General features: G+C 70.4%; 18 protein-coding genes. 13 read left to right on the plus strand and 5 right to left on the minus strand.

What is annotated here, in order from left to right; genetic code table 11:
• Position 1 precedes the first annotated feature (1 nt).
• The gene (locus tag AB0I12_RS29045) at positions 2-1,234 is read right to left on the minus strand and encodes a LysM peptidoglycan-binding domain-containing protein (RefSeq protein ID WP_359935413.1); all 1,233 of its coding nucleotides are present in this window, start codon (positions 1,232-1,234) and stop codon (positions 2-4) included.
• Positions 1,235-1,395: 161 nt separating this feature from the next.
• Here AB0I12_RS29045 and AB0I12_RS29050 point away from each other — a divergent pair, with 161 nt between their 5' ends.
• The gene (locus AB0I12_RS29050) at positions 1,396-1,944 is read left to right on the plus strand and encodes a hypothetical protein (RefSeq protein ID WP_355696749.1); all 549 of its coding nucleotides are present in this window, start codon (positions 1,396-1,398) and stop codon (positions 1,942-1,944) included.
• Between the two features lie 43 nt (positions 1,945-1,987).
• Here the strand turns inward: AB0I12_RS29050 and AB0I12_RS29055 are convergent, their stop codons facing one another.
• Positions 1,988-2,236 (minus strand): helix-turn-helix domain-containing protein, encoded by a 249-nt coding sequence (locus AB0I12_RS29055; RefSeq protein WP_359935415.1) that lies wholly within the window; start codon positions 2,234-2,236, stop codon positions 1,988-1,990.
• Between the two features lie 166 nt (positions 2,237-2,402).
• Between AB0I12_RS29055 and AB0I12_RS29060 the strand changes: the two genes are divergently transcribed.
• The 5 genes from AB0I12_RS29060 to AB0I12_RS29080 all read left to right on the plus strand — a co-directional run bounded on the left by AB0I12_RS29060 (position 2,403) and on the right by AB0I12_RS29080 (position 7,181).
• Positions 2,403-3,062 (plus strand): SAF domain-containing protein, encoded by a 660-nt coding sequence (locus tag AB0I12_RS29060; protein WP_359935417.1) that lies wholly within the window; start codon positions 2,403-2,405, stop codon positions 3,060-3,062.
• A complete protein-coding gene (locus AB0I12_RS29065; protein ID WP_359935418.1) occupies positions 3,062-4,339 on the plus strand; it encodes a hypothetical protein in 1,278 nt (425 codons plus the stop codon). The genes AB0I12_RS29060 and AB0I12_RS29065 overlap by 1 nt, the downstream gene beginning before the upstream one ends.
• Positions 4,340-4,409: 70 nt before the next feature.
• Positions 4,410-5,204, plus strand: coding sequence for a DUF4097 family beta strand repeat-containing protein (locus AB0I12_RS29070; protein ID WP_359935420.1), 795 nt, complete (start codon positions 4,410-4,412; stop codon positions 5,202-5,204).
• Positions 5,205-5,283: 79 nt separating this feature from the next.
• Positions 5,284-5,940, plus strand: coding sequence for an HAD family phosphatase (locus tag AB0I12_RS29075; RefSeq protein ID WP_359935422.1), 657 nt, complete (start codon positions 5,284-5,286; stop codon positions 5,938-5,940).
• Positions 5,937-7,181, plus strand: coding sequence for a glycosyltransferase 87 family protein (locus AB0I12_RS29080; protein WP_359935424.1), 1,245 nt, complete (start codon positions 5,937-5,939; stop codon positions 7,179-7,181). The genes AB0I12_RS29075 and AB0I12_RS29080 overlap by 4 nt, the downstream gene beginning before the upstream one ends.
• Here AB0I12_RS29080 and AB0I12_RS29085 read toward each other — a convergent pair.
• Both AB0I12_RS29085 and AB0I12_RS29090 read right to left on the minus strand, forming a co-directional pair.
• Positions 7,142-8,485 carry a hypothetical protein gene (locus AB0I12_RS29085; protein WP_359935425.1) on the minus strand — a complete coding sequence of 448 codons (1,344 nt, stop codon included), beginning with the start codon at positions 8,483-8,485 and terminating at the stop codon, positions 7,142-7,144. The two genes, AB0I12_RS29080 and AB0I12_RS29085, sit on opposite strands and share 40 nt — an antisense overlap.
• Positions 8,482-8,967, minus strand: coding sequence for a cupredoxin domain-containing protein (locus AB0I12_RS29090; protein WP_359935427.1), 486 nt, complete (start codon positions 8,965-8,967; stop codon positions 8,482-8,484). Before AB0I12_RS29090 ends, AB0I12_RS29085 begins: the two co-directional genes overlap by 4 nt.
• 168 nt (positions 8,968-9,135) lie before the next feature.
• Here AB0I12_RS29090 and AB0I12_RS29095 point away from each other — a divergent pair, with 168 nt between their 5' ends.
• The 6 genes from AB0I12_RS29095 to AB0I12_RS29120 all read left to right on the plus strand — a co-directional run bounded on the left by AB0I12_RS29095 (position 9,136) and on the right by AB0I12_RS29120 (position 15,421).
• Positions 9,136-10,602 carry a wax ester/triacylglycerol synthase family O-acyltransferase gene (locus AB0I12_RS29095; protein ID WP_359935429.1) on the plus strand — a complete coding sequence of 489 codons (1,467 nt, stop codon included), beginning with the start codon at positions 9,136-9,138 and terminating at the stop codon, positions 10,600-10,602.
• Entirely contained in the window at positions 10,599-11,120 is a 522-nt protein-coding gene (locus tag AB0I12_RS29100) for a hypothetical protein (RefSeq protein WP_359935431.1), read from the plus strand. Before AB0I12_RS29095 ends, AB0I12_RS29100 begins: the two co-directional genes overlap by 4 nt.
• A gap of 16 nt (positions 11,121-11,136) precedes the next feature.
• Positions 11,137-12,078, plus strand: a complete 942-nt coding sequence (locus AB0I12_RS29105; protein WP_359935433.1) for a Ku protein — start codon at positions 11,137-11,139, stop codon at positions 12,076-12,078.
• The gene (locus AB0I12_RS29110; protein ID WP_359935435.1) at positions 12,075-12,545 is read left to right on the plus strand and encodes a VOC family protein; all 471 of its coding nucleotides are present in this window, start codon (positions 12,075-12,077) and stop codon (positions 12,543-12,545) included. Before AB0I12_RS29105 ends, AB0I12_RS29110 begins: the two co-directional genes overlap by 4 nt.
• Before the next feature lie 50 nt (positions 12,546-12,595).
• Positions 12,596-14,299 (plus strand): L-glutamate gamma-semialdehyde dehydrogenase, encoded by a 1,704-nt coding sequence (pruA, locus tag AB0I12_RS29115; RefSeq protein ID WP_359935437.1) that lies wholly within the window; start codon positions 12,596-12,598, stop codon positions 14,297-14,299.
• 72 nt (positions 14,300-14,371) lie between these two features.
• On the plus strand, positions 14,372-15,421 hold the full coding sequence (locus AB0I12_RS29120) for a hypothetical protein (protein ID WP_359935439.1): 1,050 nt from the start codon (positions 14,372-14,374) through the stop codon (positions 15,419-15,421).
• A 27-nt stretch (positions 15,422-15,448) separates the two neighbouring features.
• Here AB0I12_RS29120 and AB0I12_RS29125 read toward each other — a convergent pair whose 3' ends face one another.
• Positions 15,449-16,081 carry a TetR/AcrR family transcriptional regulator gene (locus tag AB0I12_RS29125; RefSeq protein WP_359935441.1) on the minus strand — a complete coding sequence of 211 codons (633 nt, stop codon included), beginning with the start codon at positions 16,079-16,081 and terminating at the stop codon, positions 15,449-15,451.
• A gap of 138 nt (positions 16,082-16,219) precedes the next feature.
• Between AB0I12_RS29125 and AB0I12_RS29130 the strand changes: the two genes are divergently transcribed.
• On the plus strand, positions 16,220-17,080 hold the full coding sequence (locus tag AB0I12_RS29130; RefSeq protein WP_359935443.1) for an alpha/beta fold hydrolase: 861 nt from the start codon (positions 16,220-16,222) through the stop codon (positions 17,078-17,080).
• Positions 17,081-17,114: the final 34 nt, after the last annotated feature.

The following is a 17,114-nucleotide window of genomic DNA, read 5'->3' on the forward strand; positions in this document are numbered from 1 at the left end:
GTCACTGCTCCTGGTGATGGGGCGGGAGGTGGTCGCCGGTCGGCGTGGGTGGGATGCGGAGGACCTGCCCGGGGTAGATGAGGTCGGGGTTGTTCCCGATCACGTGGCGGTTCGCGGCGTACCAGGCCGGCCAGCGTGCGGCGATCGCTTCCGCCGTCGCGTCCGGCCCGAGTTCGCGGGCGGCGAGCTTCCAGAGCGAGTCGCCTTCCCGTACGACGACACGCACCGGGACGGTCGGTCGCAGTTCGGTGTATCGGGTGGGCGCACCGTCGGCCGGCCGATCCGGTACTCCCACCCGCGCCCCGCTCGTCGGCCGCTCCGTCCTGCCCGGCTTCTGCGTCGTGCTGCTGGAGTTGCCGGGATCGACTGGGCGGTTCGGGGCGGGGTCGTCCGGCGGGGTGGGGGTGGAGCTAAGGCGGACTCCGGACGGTGGTTCGGTTGCGCGGCGGTCGGCGTGAGCCTGATCGGAACTACCGAGCTCGACGGTCGAGCGTGGCTCCGTGGCTCGGAAGTCGTCGGCGGAGTGGTCGGCTGTGGTGTCGCCGGTGCTCGTGCGGTGGGTGCCGGCCTCCGGCCCGAGCTGGACGGTCGAGGCAGGCTCGGTGGCGCGGTAGTCGGTGTGGGCTTGGCCGGAGTTACCGGTTTCGACGGTCGAGCGTGGCTCCGTGGCGCGGTCGTTGGTGGTGGTCTGGGCGGCTGTGGTGTTGCCGGTGTTCGTGTGGTGGGTGCTGGTGTCCGGTCCGAGTTGGACGGTCGAGGCGCGTTCGGTGGCGCGGTAGTCGGTGTGGGCTTGGCCTGAGCTGCCGAGTTCGACGGTCGAGCGTGGTTCGGTGGCGCGGAAGTTTGCGGCGGGTTGCGTCCACTGGCGGACGTGGGCGGTGTCGGTGGGGGCGGCTTGGGCTACGCCGACGGTGAGGGGGGTGACGGCGGCTACTCCCAGGCCGGAGCGTAGGAGGGCCCGGGCGGTTTTGGTGGTGATCCGGCCGGCTACGGCGCCGGACAGGGTGCCGATCGTGCCGGGGACCTGTTCGAGGACCGTGAGCAGCACGGCCAGCACCAGCCAGCCGTACGCGATCCAGGCGATCGTCCCGACCGCGAGGACGGTCAGCGAATCCAGGTCGTACGTCCGCAGGTCGGTGATCGAGCCGGCGGTGATCCACCGCAGCAGGAGACCGACGCCGGCCAGCGCGACGATCGCGAGCGTGCCTTTGACCACCCGGATCATCGCGTTCATCCCGCTTCGCTCCCGACCTATGAGTTTGCGTTAGTTTGCTTGGACTTGACCACTATAGACCGGTTCTACGCCGACTTTGCAAGTCCTTAACCCACGCAGCGTCGGTTTCCGCTGCGGACAGTGACGGCCGGGCGGCACCCGCGACCGGTAGGTTCACGCTCATGCGGTGGGATGCGTTGTTCGCGGACCTGGAGTCGCAGTTCGAGGCGCTCCAGGACAGTGACCTGTACGGCGAGGTGGCCGATCGGATCCGGGCCGAGGTCGGGAAGATCACGGTGCTCGACCGACTCCGCGGCGCGGTGGACACCGTCGTCCGCGTCGAGCTGAACGACGCCGACCCGGTGCGCGGACAGCTCAGCCGGGTCGGGAAGGACTGCCTGCTGATCGAGACCGAGCGCTACGAGGAGTGGCTGATCCCGGTCGACGCGCTGATCGCGGTCCACCGCCTCGGACCGTGGGCGGAGCCGGCGGTCGGGGCTGTCGAGGGCAAGCTCGGTCTCGCGCACCTGCTGCGGGGGATCGCCCGGGATCGCTCACCGGTCACGCTCTTCTGCAGCGGCGGCGGTCCGGTCACCGGCACGATCGACCGCGTCGGCGCCGACTTCCTGGAGATCGCCGAGCACCCGCTCGACGCACCGCGGCGGCGCACCGAGGTCTACAACGTCCGCCTGGTCCCCACCCAGGCCCTCCGAGCCCTCCGCCGCCGCTGACTCTCTTCGCCCCCCGGCGCCAGCCCGCCGGGAGAGCTTGGGGTCAGAGGTGGGCGTCCTCCGTGGCGTCGGCTTCCTCGCCGAACGGATGGGTGTCGATGAACTGCTTGGTCTCGGTGTAGAGCCGCTCGATGTACTTCTCGAGCTCGGTGGCCTCGACGCGCCACTGCCCGCGGCCGCCGATCTTCACCGCCGGGATGTCACCGCGCCGGACCAGCGCGTAAACCTGGTTCGCGGAGATGTTCAGGACCTCGGCGACGTCGGCGAGCTGGAGGAATCGCGGTCCCGGCATCGTCGTCTCCTTCGGATAGTGGCTGGTTCCTTCAGTTTGCCACGGTTGGCGAACGGATGACCGAGTTTGTCCCCAGGCTGTGACAGCCTGTGGATGACCGTTCACCGTGCGATCGGCGACCAGGCAGAATGTCGGCCGACACCGATCCACCGACTGGGGAGACGACGTGGTCGAGACAGCAGTGCGAAGTGGCTTCGGGGCGCCGTCCGCTCCGGCCCAGCGCAACCGCAAGGCGCGCTGGAAGGACGGCCGCCTGGTGCTCGGCGTGCTGCTGGTCGCCGTCACCGCGCTGGCGGGCGCAAAACTGCTGTCGTCCGCCGATGACACCACCACGATCTGGGCGGCCAAGCACGAGCTGAAGACCGGCACCCCGCTGACCGACGACGACCTGACCACGGTCCGGGTCCGGTTCACCAGCGGCGACGACTCCAAGCGCTATCTGTCGGCCGACGCCGATCTGAAGGGGCTCGTCGTCGGTCGCACGGTCGGCCAGGGCGAGTTCGTGCCGAAGGACGCCGCCGTGACCGCGTCCGACCAGGACCGCACCGAGTTCCCGCTCTCGGTGGCCTCCGGCCGCCTGCCGTCCGACACCGCGCCGGGCGACGTGGTCGACGTCTGGGTGGTGCCGAAGACCGAAGGACAGCCCGCGCGGCCGCTGTGGAGCAGCGTTCGCGTGCTGCAGATCGACTCGGTGAAGGGGGTCGCGGGCAGCACGGCGCGCCGGCAGGTGACGATCGCCCTCGCCTCGACCGACCTGCCGCGCATCCCGGCCGCCCTCACCGCGATCAGCGCGGGCGAGCCGACCCTGGTCCGGAAGGACGGCTGATGTCGGTCCCAGTCCTGCTGGCCGTCACGGGGGCGCCATGGGAGGCCGACGTCGTCCGGCGTACCGAGCGAGCGCCCGGGATCCGCGTCGTCCGGCGCTGTGTCGACATCGCGGACGTGATGGCGGCCGCCGCGAGCGGTCAGGCCCGTGCCGTCCTGCTCGCCGACGCGTTGCCGCGGTTGTCGTCCGATGCGGTCGCCGCGTTGCACGCCCGCGGCATCGCCGTGCTCGCCCTGGTCGACCCGACCGAGACCGGCGCGCCGTTCGGCGCCGAGGACCGGCTCAGCCGGATGGGGATCGAGCGGATCCTGCCGGCCGACGTGAGCCCGGCGGACCTCGGCCGCGCGGTGGCCGACGCCGTCGAGTCCGGCCCTCCGATCACGAGCTCGCACTTCGCGGGCGGTTTCGTGCCGCTCACCCCGGAGGCCGCGGCCAACCCGCAACCGCCCGCCTTCCCGCAGGGCACCGGCCGGCTGGTCGCGGTCTGGGGCCCGACCGGCGCGCCGGGCCGGACGACCGTCGCGGTGAACCTCGCCTGCGAGCTGGCGGTGCGCCGCGTGCCGACTCTCCTCGCCGACGTCGACGTGTACGGCGGGACCGTCGCCCAGATGCTCGGCATGCTCGACGAGACCTCCGGCCTGGCCGCCGCGGCGCGCTCGGCGTCGAACGGTTCGCTCGACGTGACGACGCTCGCGCGGCACGCCCGCGAGCTGAACCCGCACCTGCTCGTCCTGACCGGACTCAGCCGCGCGGACCGCTGGACCGAGCTGCGGCCCGCGGCCGTCGAGGCGATCTGGTCGACGGCGCGCTCGCTGGCGCCGATCACGGTGATCGACGCCGGGTTCTGTGTCGAGACCGACGAGGAGATCTCGTTCGACTCGCTGGCGCCGCGCCGCAACGGGGCGACCATCGCCACGCTCGAGGAGGCCGACGAGGTCGTCGTGGTCGGTACGGCGGACCCGGTCGGCCTGACCCGCCTGATCCGGGCGGTCCACGAGTTGCACGCCGTCGTACCGTCCGTCACCACGCGCGTCGTGGTGAACCGGCTGCGCTCCGGTTCGCTCGGCGGATCGCCCGCCGACGCGGCCCTGGACGCGCTCCGGCAGTATGCCGGTGTCGACCGCGCCGCCCTTTTGCCGTACGACCTGGGTGCGGTGGACACCGCCGTGGCGCACGGGCGCAGCCTGTCCGAGGCCGCCAGGTCGAGCAAGCTCCGCAAGGCGTTCCAGCAGCTCGCCGGCGCGGTGGCCGACGACCTGCATTCGGTCCCCGCCTGACCGCTCACTCAGGGTTGATTCGGGGGACAACCCCACCGACAGCGAGGCCGCGATGTGCCAGGGTTGGGGCATGTCCGATGTCCAAGGCCGACCGCGGAGCTCGATGAGCGTCGAGCGGCGGTACGGGATCGCCATCTCCGTCGCACTCATCCTCGGCGGGGTGTACTGGGCGCTCACCGGCCTGACCGAGGGCACCAAGAGCAGCCAGAGCAGCTACCCGGTGCAGGGCGGGGCGCTGCTGGTGAAGGGCAGCTCGGCGTCGATCGAGGTGCGGCCCGGTGATGGCACCGAGGTGCGGGTCGACCGCCAGTCGGAGCGGAACGTGTTCGGCTCGGACCCGAAGGAGAGGTACGACCAGGGCGACGGCAAGCTCGAGCTGGACAGCGGCGGCTGCGGGTTCCTGTCGTTCGGGTGCAAGACGAGCTACGTGCTGACGGTGCCGCGGGACGTGAAGCTGACGGTCGAGAACAGCAGCGGCAAGGTGACGGTCGCCGGGATCGAAGGCGGGGCCGTGCTGAAGACGAGCTCGGCCGACATCGAGGTGCACGACGTCGGCGGACCGCTGGAGCTCCGGTCGAGCTCCGGCGATGTCGAGGGCGACGGTCTGACCGCGACGTCGGTGACGACCCACAGCAGCTCCGGCAGTGTCGCGCTGGACTTCACCGTCGCGCCGCAGACGGTCGACGCGAAGACGAGCTCGGGCGACGTCGACATCCGGATCCCGTCCGGCACCGAGTCGTACAAGGTCGACACCGACACGTCCTCGGGTGACGAGTCGGCGAACGTGAAGATCGATCCGAACGCCACCCGGACGATCCGGGCGAAGACCTCCTCGGGCGATGTGAGCATCGAGTACAGCCACTGAACCACAACCACTGAACACGGGGCGTGAGGGCGAGGGCCGGGAGGGTGAGGGCCTCCGCCATCTGAGTAGGCTTGCGCGCATGGTTGAGGTGCGGGCGGTGCCCCGAGGTCTGCTGGTGGACTGGGGCGGAGTGCTCACCTCGGGCCTGGAGCCGGCGTTGCGGCGCTGGGCCGAGCTGGACGGTTTCGACTTCGACTCCTACCTCGCGGCGGTCATGAAATGGCTGCCCAGCGAGACCGTGACCGCCGAGCTCAACCCGGTGCACGCGCTCGAACGCGGCCAGCTCGCCGTCCCGGACTTCGAGCGCAAGCTCGCGTCGATGCTCGTCCGCGACGACGGGACGCCGGTGCCCGCCGAGGGACTGATCGAGCGGATGTTCGCGCACTTCGAGCACCAGCCCGCGATGTCCGCACTCGTCCGGCGCGCCAACGAGCGCGGGATCCGGACCGCGCTGCTGTCCAACTCCTGGGGCAACACCTACCCGCGCGACACCTGGGACGGCATGTTCGACGACATCGTCATCTCCGGCGAGGTCGGCCTGCGCAAGCCCGAGCCGGAGATCTTCCGGCTGGCGGCCGGCCGGCTCGGCCTGGAGCCGGCCGAGTGCGTGTTCGTCGACGACCTGCAACTCAACGTCGACGGCGCCCTGGCGGTCGGGATGACCGCGATTCTGCACACCGAGTACGACGAGACCCGGCGAGCGCTGGAAACCCTGTTCGGAGCCGACCTGACGTGACCGTGACCACCCCCGCATCCTCCTCGATCCGTCCCGCCGGCCGCCGTGGCATCGTCATCGCCGTCCTGGCGTGCGCGGCCCTGGTCGCCGTCGGCGCCTGGATCACCCACCTGTACGGCGGCATGATCGACCTGCGCGTCTACCGGATGGGCGGCTCGGTCCTGCTGCACGGCGACTCGCTGTACGACGCGAAGCTGCCCGGCGGCTCGAACCTCCCGTTCACGTACCCGCCGTTCTCCGCGATCGCGATGGTCCCGCTGGCCGCCGTGCCGTGGGCGGTCGCGCTGGTGGCGTGGACGACGATCTCGGTGCTGTGCATCACCGCGCTGTGGCGGGCCAGCCTGACCAAGACGTTCTGGTCGTTCATCACCCAGCGCAAGCGGACGGCGGTGCTGGTCGCGCTGACCGCGCTGTCGCTGTTGCTCGAGCCGGTCTGGCAGACCATCCAGTTCGGGCAGATCAACCTGTTGCTGACCGCAATGATCCTGCTGGACCTGATCCGGCCGAACGACGCGCGCCTGCGCGGGTTCTGGCTCGGCGTGACGATCGGGATCAAGCTGACGCCGCTGCCGTTCCTGGCGCTGCTCGTGGTGACGAAACAGTGGCGGGCGTTGCGCAACGCCGTCCTCGGGCTGCTGGTCACGATGGCGATCGGGTTCGCGATCGTGCCGCACCAGTCGTGGCGGTACTGGACCGATGTGATCCTCGACGCGAACCGGGTCGGCGGGATCGCGTACACCGGCAACCAGTCGTTCAACGGCTTCCTGCACCGGATCGGTGACGAGGCGAGCTGGGTGCAGCCGGCCTGGTTCGTGATCTCGGCCCTGTTCGGCCTGCTCGTGCTGTGGCTGGCGCGGAAGTACTGGCTCGCCGACGAGCGCGTCACCGCGATCTCCGTGATGGCGCTGGCCGTGCTGTACGCGTCGCCGATCTCGTGGAGCCATCACTGGGTGTGGATCATCCCGCTCGGCGTCAGCGTGATCCGGGGCGTCAACCGCGTCTGGGGCCTCAACCCGGCGGTCGTGACCGGCGTCCTCTTCTACGGCCTGTTCGTCCTGCGCTCGATCTGGTGGGTGCCGTTCCGCGATGACCGCGAGCTCAGCTGGAGCTTCTGGCAGTCGATCCCCGGCAACTCGCACCTGATCGTCGGGATGATCGCCTTCGTCCTCCTCCTGATCACCAGCCGCGGCCTCGCGAAGCCTCAGGAGGAGAACAGCAGGAGCAGGCCGCCGCAGGTGTAGCCGACCATCACCACCAGGAGCGGGATCTGGCCGGCCAGGGCCTTCGCGCGGGGGAACAGGGCGACGGCGCGGTCGTGGGCGGAAACGACGCCGAGCAGGTGACCGAACACGACCGCCGCGACCTGGACGACCGCGATCGTCGCGCTGTGGTTGGTGATGCCGGTGTTCACCGCGAGCAGACCGGTGCCGAAGACGTTCGCCCCGCTGCTCAGCGGATCGCTCAGGTAGATCAGCGTCCGCTGGCCCTCCAGGATGAACAAGGTCAGGTAGTGCGCGACGACGTACCCGAAGACGATCGGTACCAGCGAGTGCGCGAACAGGCCCGGTAGTGCCGTCCGCGAACTGTCGGACAGGCGGCCGGCGAGGATCGTCGCCCCGGAGTACGTGACCAGCACGAACAGGATGAAGACGATCAGCGCGGCGGTGCCGAGCCAGGTTATCGAGATGTCCTGGTTCTGCGCCCACCCGATCCACGCGGACGAGTTCGAGAACCCGTCGTACGCCGTGGAGCCGAGCAGCGCCGCGACCAGGCCGACGAGTCCCGGCAGCGGGCGGAGGCCGTCCAGGTTCTCCAGCGGCCGCCGCGCCACCAGGCGCCCGTCGGTCCGGCGGCCCCACGGCGACAGCCGCGACATCAGCGTCGCGTACGCCTCGAACGGGTCGCCCTGCGCGAACCAGCGGTCGCCGAACAGCACCGCGCCGAACATCGTGATCACGACGTACAGCGCGATCCAGGCCTGCAGCACCGGGATCGTCGCGCGGTCCGGCGCGACCAGTTCGAGCCAGGCGAACGCGAAGATGCCGAGGGCGGCCGGCCACAGGCCCACCCAGGACGGGAGCTCGAGCAGGCCCTTCGACGGCGGCTGGCGGAGGAGCTTCGACAGCAGGAGATGGATGGTGCGCAGTGGGTTCAGGGTCCGCCAGACCGGGCCGAACAGCAGCGAGATCGGCACCAGCCCGACCCAGACCAGGATGTAGATGAACCCGAAGATCGGGTTCGTCAGCCGGTCCACGCCGAACAGCAGCGCCACCATCGCGTAGAGGAACGTCGCCAACCCGAACAGCCGCACCAGCCACCGGAACCAGCCGGCGTCGATCAGCCAGCTGATTGCGGGAGGCAACGGTACGCCGGACGCGTTGCCGCGGTACTTCGGGGTGCGCCAGGCGACCCCGAGGATGACGAAGGACAGCGCGACCGCGACCGCGGCGCCGCCGACCGCCAGCCCGAACGGAATCGGCAGGTCCTGCCGCCCGCCGATCCCGTGCAGCGGCAGAATCAGTGGCAGCAGCAGCGGCACGCTCACGAGACGACGAGCTTGACGACGAGCTTGCCGCTCTTGTGGGTCTCGACCTCGAAGGTGCCCTTCATGTTCGCGGTGAACTTGACCGAGGCCGCCTTGCCCGGGGTGAGCTCCAGCTCCTTGTCGTAGCCGTGGATGTGCAGCTCCTCCTCGGCGTCGCTGACGGCCTTGATCAGCACGGTCTGGCCGGCCTTCACCTTGACGGTCGCACCGCTCGGGTTGACCTTGCCGTTGGCAACGGTGACGTCGACGGTCACGTCGGCCTGCTCGCCGGACGGGTCCGCGGTGTTCGACGGGGCGCTGGTGTTCGGCGAGCCCGGGGTCGGCGTGTTGGTCGGCAGGGTCGACGTCGGCGTACTGGCCGGGGCGCTCGGCGAGGGAGTGCTGCTGCCGCTGGTGTCGTCCCCGCCGCAGCCGACCAGGAGCAGCAGGCCGAGGGTGGGCAGGAGAGCGGTGGCGGCACCGCGAGTGAGCGTCGAACGCATCGGTCCAGGAGCCTTTCGGGGATTCGAACGAGTTCTCAGGGTGCGGGACACACCCTCTTGCCTGACGAACACGGATAGCTCAGTGTTCCCGTACGGCCAGTGTCGCAGCCCACTGTCCGTGGGGGCCGCTAGGGTGAGAATCCGTCGAACTGAGAGGAAGGTGGCCAGATGCCGGACCGGTTGACGTCGCTCGACCTCACCTTCCTCAAGGCCGAGTCGCCGGCCACTCCGATGCACGTCGGCACGGTGGACATCTTCGAGCCGCCGGTGCACGGCGACGAGGGCTTCGACTACGAGAGTCTGGTCGCGCTGATCCGGGACCGGATCGCCTTCGTGCCGCGGTACCGGCAGCGGGTCCAGCAGGTGCCCGGGCGGTTCGCCGGGCCGGTCTGGGTCGACGACGAAGAGTTCGACATCACCTTCCACGTCCGCCGGTCCGCCCTGCCGCGCCCCGGCACGCACGCGCAGCTGCTCGAGCTGGTCGCGCGGATCATGTCGCGCCGGCTGGACCGGGCCCGCCCGCTGTGGGAGATGTATCTCGTCGAGGGGCTGCAGGGCGACCGGTTCGCGATCATCGCGAAGTCCCACCAGGCGCTTGTCGACGGCAACAGCACGGTCGACATCGGCCAGGTCGTGCTGGACTCGACCGCGCACCCCAGGGACACGCCGACCGACACCTGGCAGCCGGACCATCCGCCGTCCGCGCTGGAGCTGCTCGCCGGAGTGTTCTCCGACGCGACTCGGCACCCGACCGCGGTCCTGGAGCTGGCGCGCGCCGAGATGGCGAGCCTGACCGGGGCCATGTCGGTGCGCGAGGCGCTCGGCGGCGTGGTCGGATCGCTGGCCGCGCAGCGGCACGCGCAGGAGAGCTCACTGCACGTGAAGACGTCGGGACAGCGCCGGTTCACCACCGTGCAGACCGATCTGGAGGACTACCGGACCATCCGCGCCGCGCACGGCGGAACGGTCAACGACGTGATCCTCGCCGTGGTGGCGGGCGCGTTCCGGGCCTGGATGATGACCCGCGGCGAGGGCGTCGGGCCGACCCGGAGCGTGCGGGCCGTGGTCCCGGTCAGCATCCGCGACGACGAGGACGAGGAGCCGACCTCGCTCGGCTCCCGGGTGATCGCCTCGAGCGTGAACCTGCCCGTCGGTGAGAACTCCCCGGTCATGCGGCTGCACCAGATCTCGTACCAGACCAAGGTGCACAAGGACACCGGCCGCGCGGTCAGCGCCCGCTCGCTGGTCGGCATCGCCGGGTTCGCCCCGACCACGCTGCACGCGCTCGCGGCGCGGGTCGCGACCGCCACGGTCCGGCCGATCGACGACGTGGTGATCACCAACGTCCCGGGTCCGCAGTTCCCGCTGTATGCGCAGGGCGCGCCGATGCTCGCGTCGTACCCGGTCGTTCCGTTGATGCCCGGCCAGGGACTCTCGGTCGGCGTCACGTCCTACGACGGCCAGGTGTACTACGGTCTGAACGCGGACCGCACCGCCATGCCGGACCTCGCTGTTTTCGCTCAGTGCGTGACCGACGCGCTGGACGAGTTGCTGGAAACGACCAGGGGCAGCCGGAACCGCGCCTCCCGGGGCCGGAAGAAACCCCGCGGCACCACCAAGAAGGCGGGCTCATGAGGGTCTATGTACCGTCCACGCTCGGGTTGCTGGCGGCGGCGTGCAACGCCGGCGAGATCGGCCCGGCCCCACTGACGGCGTACGCCGTGACACCGGCGCTGCGCGAGTGGTACGCCGAGGGCGACGACGAGGAGCTGGAGTTCGCCGCGATGGCGCAGGCGGCCCGTGCCTCGGTGGGGCTGCTGGCCGCGGATCCGGCGACGGTGCGCCGGCGGGTGGTGATCGCGGCCGAGGTGAGCGCCGTGCCGCCGGCCGACGGGTCGGTGGAGCTCGGTGACGCCCGGCTGGAGCTGCACGTGGTGATCCCGTGGCGCTCGGTGGCCTCCGTGCACCTGGACGCCCCGCAGGCGACCGCGGTGATCGGCAAGGCCGCCGAGCTGTGGGAGGCGGCGCAGAGCGGTGACGACGACGCGATCTTTGCCCTGGATTCGTGCGAGGGTGAAGACCTGCTGTGGTACGCGACACAGGAGATCCCCGATCTGCTCGCGGCGGAGGGGCCGCGTAGCGGGCTGAGCTGACAGGGAGCTGATGGCGATGCAGGCGATCTGGAAGGGAGCCATCTCGTTCGGGATGGTGACGATCCCGATCAAGGTGTTCTCCGCGACCGAGGAGAAGGACATCTCGTTCCGCCAGGTGCACGTCGCCGACGGGGGCCGGATCCGGTACAAGCGGATCTGCTCGGTCGACGGCGAGGAGGTGCCGTACTCCGACATCGGCAAGGGGTACGAGATGCCGGACGGCCGGATGGTGGTGCTGGACTCCGACGACTTCGCGGACCTGCCGCTGTCCAGCAAGAAGGTCATCGACGTGCTGGAGTTCGTGCCGGCCGACCAGGTCGACCCGCTGTACCTGGGCAAGTCGTACTACCTGGCCGCGGACGGCGGCCCCGGCGCGAAGCCGTACGTGCTGCTCCGGGACGCGCTCGACGGCTCCGAGCTGTATGCGCTCGTCAAGGTCGCGCTGCGATCCCGGGAGAGCCTGGGGCTGCTGCGGACCGTCGACGACGTGCTGGTGCTGCAGGTGATGCTGTGGCCGGACGAGATCCGGGACAAGTCGTTCGCGGCGCCGCCGGAGGACGTCGAGATCCGCTCCCAGGAGAAGGCGATGGCGTCGTCGTACATCGACACGCTGCGCGGTGAGTTCGACCCGGACCAGTACCACGACGAGTACCGCCAGGCGCTCGAGAAGGTCGTGATGGCCAAGGCCGAGGGCGTGCCGCTGCCGGAGTCCGAGGAGGAGGAGCCGGAGGGCGCCGAGGTCGTCGACCTGGTCGCCGCGCTGCGTGCCTCGGTCGAGGCCGCGAAGGCACGGCGTGCGGGCGGCGGCTCCGGTGAGGCCGAGCCGGCCAAGAAGGCGCCGGCGAAGAAGGCCGCAGCCAAGAAGGCGCCGGCCAAGAAGGCGGCTGCCGCCAAGAAGACAGCTGCCAAGACGACGGCCAAGAAGGCCGCCAAGAAGACCACCAAGAAGTCCGCATGAGCGACCTGCCGACGCCGCCGACGACGACCGAGATCCCGAAGGACGCCTCGGAGATCCCGGACGATCCCAGCGCCGTGGTGGTGAAGCCGGGCGCGTACCTGCTGGAGCTGATCCCGGTGCCGGTGTCGGACGTCGACCGGGCGAAGCGGTTCTACACCGAGCAGTGCGGCTTCCACCCGGACGTGGACGTCTCGCCCGCCGACGGTGTCCGGATCGTGCAGCTCACCCCACCGGGCTCGTTCTGCTCGATCACCCTCACCACCGGCTTGCCCGCGACCGAGATGCCGGCCGGCTCGCTGCGGGCCCTGCACCTGGTGGTGAAAGACATCGAGGCGGCCCGGCAGGAGCTGATCGGGCGCGGCGTTGAGGTCAGCGAGACCGAGGACCTGGGCGGCGTGTTCTACGCCTGGTTCGCGGACCCGGACGGCAACACCTGGGCGCTCCAGCACATGCCGTGGCGGAAGTAAGGCGGAAGCAGCTCAGGCGCGTTCGTGGTTGACGGTGCTGGCGTGGCACCATGCTGGTGTCACGCCTGGCCATCCGCACCCGGCGTGCCCACACGGTCCACCCCACGATCGAGGAGTCCTGCACCATGGATGCCGTCACCGCCGTACCGACGCCTGCCAACGAGCCCGTCAAGGGGTATGCGCCCGGGTCGGGTGAGCGGGCGAGCCTGGAGGCGAAGCTCAAGGAGCTGACCGCCGCAGGTGCGATCGACCTGACCTGCACGATCGGCGGCGAGCAGAAGCTCGGCGGCGGCGCGCCGATCGAGGTGGTGCAGCCGCACCGGCACGCCCACGTGCTCGGCACGCTCGGTAACGCGACCGAGGCGGACGGCAAGGCCGCCGTCGACGCGGCCCTGGCCGCCGCCCCGTCCTGGCGTTCGCTGTCCTTCGACGACCGCGCCGCGATCTTCCTGAAGGCTGCCGACCTGCTGGCCGGCCCGTGGCGCGACACGCTCAACGCGGCGACCATGCTCGGCCAGTCGAAGACGATCCAGCAGGCCGAGATCGACGCCGCCTGCGAGCTGATCGACTTCCTGCGGTTCAACGTCGCGTTCGCGCGGCAGATCGTCAGCGACCAGCCGATCTCCTCGCCGGGCGTGTGGAACCGGGTGGACTACCGGCCGCTCGAGGGTTTCGTGTACGCGATCACCCCGTTCAACTTCACCGCGATCGCCGGCAACCTGCCGACCGCGCCGGCTCTGATGGGCAACACGGTGGTGTGGAAGCCGTCGCCGACGCAGCAGTTCGCCGCGCACTGGACGATGCGGCTGTTCGAGGCCGCGGGCCTGCCGGCCGGTGTGATCAACCTGGTCACCGGCGACGGCATCGACGTCAGCAAGGCGGCGCTGACCCACCCGGACCTGGCCGGTATCCATTTCACCGGCTCGACCAAGACGTTCCAGTCCCTGTGGGGCACGGTCGGCGCGAACATCGCGTCGTACAAGACGTACCCGCGGCTGGTCGGCGAGACCGGCGGCAAGGACTTCATCCTGGCGCACCCGTCGGCCGACCCGGCGGTGCTGAAGACCGCGATGGTGCGCGGCGCGTTCGAGTACCAGGGCCAGAAGTGCTCGGCAGCGTCCCGCGCGTACGTCGCGCGCTCGGTGTGGGACCGGATCCGTGACGACCTGGTCGCCGAGACCGAGGCGATCACGATGGGCGACGTCACCGACCTGTCGAACTTCATCGGCGCGGTGATCGACGACCGCGCGTTCGCCAAGCACAAGGCCGCGCTGGACCGGGCCGCGGCGACCGACGCCATCCAGGTCGTTGCCGGCGGCACCTACGACGACAGCGAGGGGTACTTCGTCCGTCCGTCGCTGCTGGTCTCCGACGACCCGGCCGACGAGATCTTCAGCACCGAGTACTTCGGGCCGATTCTCGGTGTGCACGTGTACGACGACGCGGACTACGACAGTGTGCTGAAGGGGATGGAGCACTCGGCGCCGTACGGGCTGACCGGTGCGGTCATCGCGCAGGACCGGCACGCGGTGGCGGCGGCGTCGGAGTACCTGCGGTTCGCGGCGGGCAACTTCTACATCAACGACAAGCCGACCGGCGCGGTCGTCGGCCAGCAGCCGTTCGGCGGCGCGCGGGCCTCCGGGACGAACGACAAGGCCGGCTCGATGTGGAACCTGATCCGCTGGGCCTCCCCGCGGTCCATGAAGGAGACCTTCGCCCCGCCGACTGACTACCGCTACCCGCACCAGGGCTAGGGACCAGTCAGGGATTACCCGGGAATCGGGCCGCGGCGGGAGCGCCGCGGCCCACGCTCTCGTTGTCCGGGTATGCATGAGACCGACCTGCACCTCGAGCCCAACGAAGCCTCCGACCTCTGCCGCGTGTTCGGGCCCGACGTCCTGGCCCGGAACGGCTGGGACCGCGCCTTCGTGACGGTCCTGGACGAAGCGACGGCCGAGGACGCGCTGGCGCTGCTCGTGCACGCGGCCGGCGCCCCGCTGGACGAAGGCTGGTCGGCGCGCCGCGTGCTGACCGAGGCCGGGGTGCACGCCGGCAAGACCGAGGACGCCGAGGCGTGCGCGTCCTTCAACGGGTACGTGTACCTGCTGGGTTCGCAGTTCGGGAAGAAGGCCGGCCCGTTGGCGGCCAAGCGGTCCTGGATCGCGCGCGTCAAGGAGGAGGCGATCCTCGCCGGCGAGCCCGCGGAGCTGGAGATCGTGCGGCTGCGCTTCGGCCTGCACCGCGCGATCAACGACGCCCTGGCGGACGTGGAGCTGGTGCCGGTCGGGCCGCTCGGGCAGCAGGCGTACGTCGACGCGACCATCGAGCGCGGTCTGGCCAAGGCCAAGAGCTGGAGTGGGACGATCCACCCGGCGGACCACCCGGTGAACATCGAAGCGGCCGAGTTCCTAGCGAACGGCAACCTCGTGCTGGGGCTGCGCTACCCCGTGACCGCCGACGGGCACCCGCTGCTGGTCGAGCTGACGAATGTCGGCGAGCTGTTCGACGACCCGGACGCGGTTCCGGTCTGCGGCGACGTCTGGATCCTCGGCGACGTCGGCGGTGTCGACGCACCGGCCGGGCTGCGCGGTCTCGACACGCACGGCGACGACCGGTTCGACGCGGTGATCGGCGATCTCGACGCCTCCGGCAAGTCCGCCACGGTGCTCGCCGACCACCCGGAAGGAGCCCTCGCGGCGTCGGAGCACGTACGGTTCGAGCTGCCGCCCGGCGGCGGGGTCGTCGGGAGCAAGGTGATCCACCACTTCGGCGACATCCGCCGCGTCGAGGGCGTCGCGGTCGACCACGAGGGCCACGCCCACTACGTCATCGACGAGGAAGGGCATGTCGCCCTCCGCACGCTCGTGTTCGACTAGGACCTAGGCCCTGTCTGGTGACAGGACCTAACCGGCGAGACCCCGCCGGACGGTGATGTAGAACGTAGTCAGGTCGTCGATCAGCGCCTCGATCTGCCGCGGGGCGGTGAGGTCGGCGTCCAGCAGCCAGTCCGAGACCAGGTCGAACATGCCGCCGATCAGGCCGATCGCGACACCGTGCCGGACGGCGCGCTGGTCGTCGGGCTGCGGACCGTCGTACCGGTCCCAGAGCTGGACGAGGAAACCCGCCGCCCAGCGGCGGTTGGCGCGCCGCTGCCGCTCGACCGACTCCGAGATGCCGGAGGCCATGCCGAAGGTGACCTTGGTGATCCGCGGGTCGTCGACCAGGGCGTGCACGAACGTCGCGAGCAGCCGCGGCGCCTCCTGCCGCTCGTTGCCGGTCGCCTGCGCGGCGGCGCCGGTCATGAGCTCCTCGAGGCGTTCGGAGGTCCGCCGGAGCAGCGCGAGATAGCACTCCTCGCGGCTGGTGAACAGCTCGTAGAAGCTCTTCGTCCCGATGTACGCCGTGCTGCAGATCTGCTCGATCGACGTCCCGAGGTACCCATGGTCGGCGAACAGCTTGAGCGCCGCGTCCAGCAACTGCTCGCGTCGCTCGGCCCGGCGCTGCCCGGCGTCCAGTCCCCGTATGGTGCGGCCCATGCGGTGGACACTACCCCGCGTGGCCGCGCGGTAACCGAGAGATCTTGTTTTGGACACGGCCTCTTGTTTGTAACCCGAAGACATGCTCAACTAACCGTGATTCACTGATCACCGAAAGACACCATACGGGGAGTTGTCATGCGTCACCGCCTCCGCCGGACCGCCGCGGCCCTGCTCGCCGCGTTCCTGCTCACCGCCACGCTGAGCGCACCTGCCGGCGCGGCCACGTCGGCCGGGTTCGACGACTGGACCTGCAAGCCGTCGGCCGCGCATCCGAACCCGCTCGTCCTGCTGCACGGTCTCGGCGGCAACGGCCCTGGCAACTACTCCTACCTCGGCCCGTTCCTGGCCGCGAAGGGCTACTGCGCCTTCACTCTCACCTACGGGCAGGCCACGCCGGAGATCCCGGTCGGCGGCACGGTCTCGATCGAGCAGTCGTCCCACGAGATCGCCGCGTTCGTCCAGCGGGTCCGTCAGGCGACCGGCGCCGCGAGGGTCGACATCGTCGGGCACAGCGAGGGCGGCTTCCAGTCGGTCTACGGCCCGAAGGTCCGCGGGTACGCCGGCCAGGTGGGCAAGGTGGTCGCACTGGCGCCGCCCACGCACGGTACGACGTTCGGCGGGCTGGTCAGCGTGGGCGACTACCTGGGGCTCCGTCCGCTGGTCGACCAGGTACTGCGGCAGTTCGGCTGCGCGGCCTGTGACGAGCTGATCGTCGGCGGGTCGGCGGTGGCGAAGCTGACGCAAGGCCCGATCGCGCAGCCAGGGGTGAAGTACACGATGATCGCCTCGCGCTTCGACGCCTTGGTGACGCCGCACGAGACGTCGTTCATCCGCGAGCCCGGTGTGACGAACGAGTACGTCCAGGACACCTGCCCGCTGGACACGGTCGGTCACGTCGGCCTGGCTTTCGACCCGACCGTGGCCCAACTGGTTGCCAACGCGCTCGATCCCGCGCATGCCAAGCCGGTCGTGTGTGCCTTCGGGCCCCTGCTGTAATTCGGCGGCGAGGGCTGCGCGTCGCTGCTTATGC

The organism is Kribbella sp. NPDC050459, assembly GCF_040655315.1.
Lineage (GTDB): Bacteria > Actinomycetota > Actinomycetes > Propionibacteriales > Kribbellaceae > Kribbella.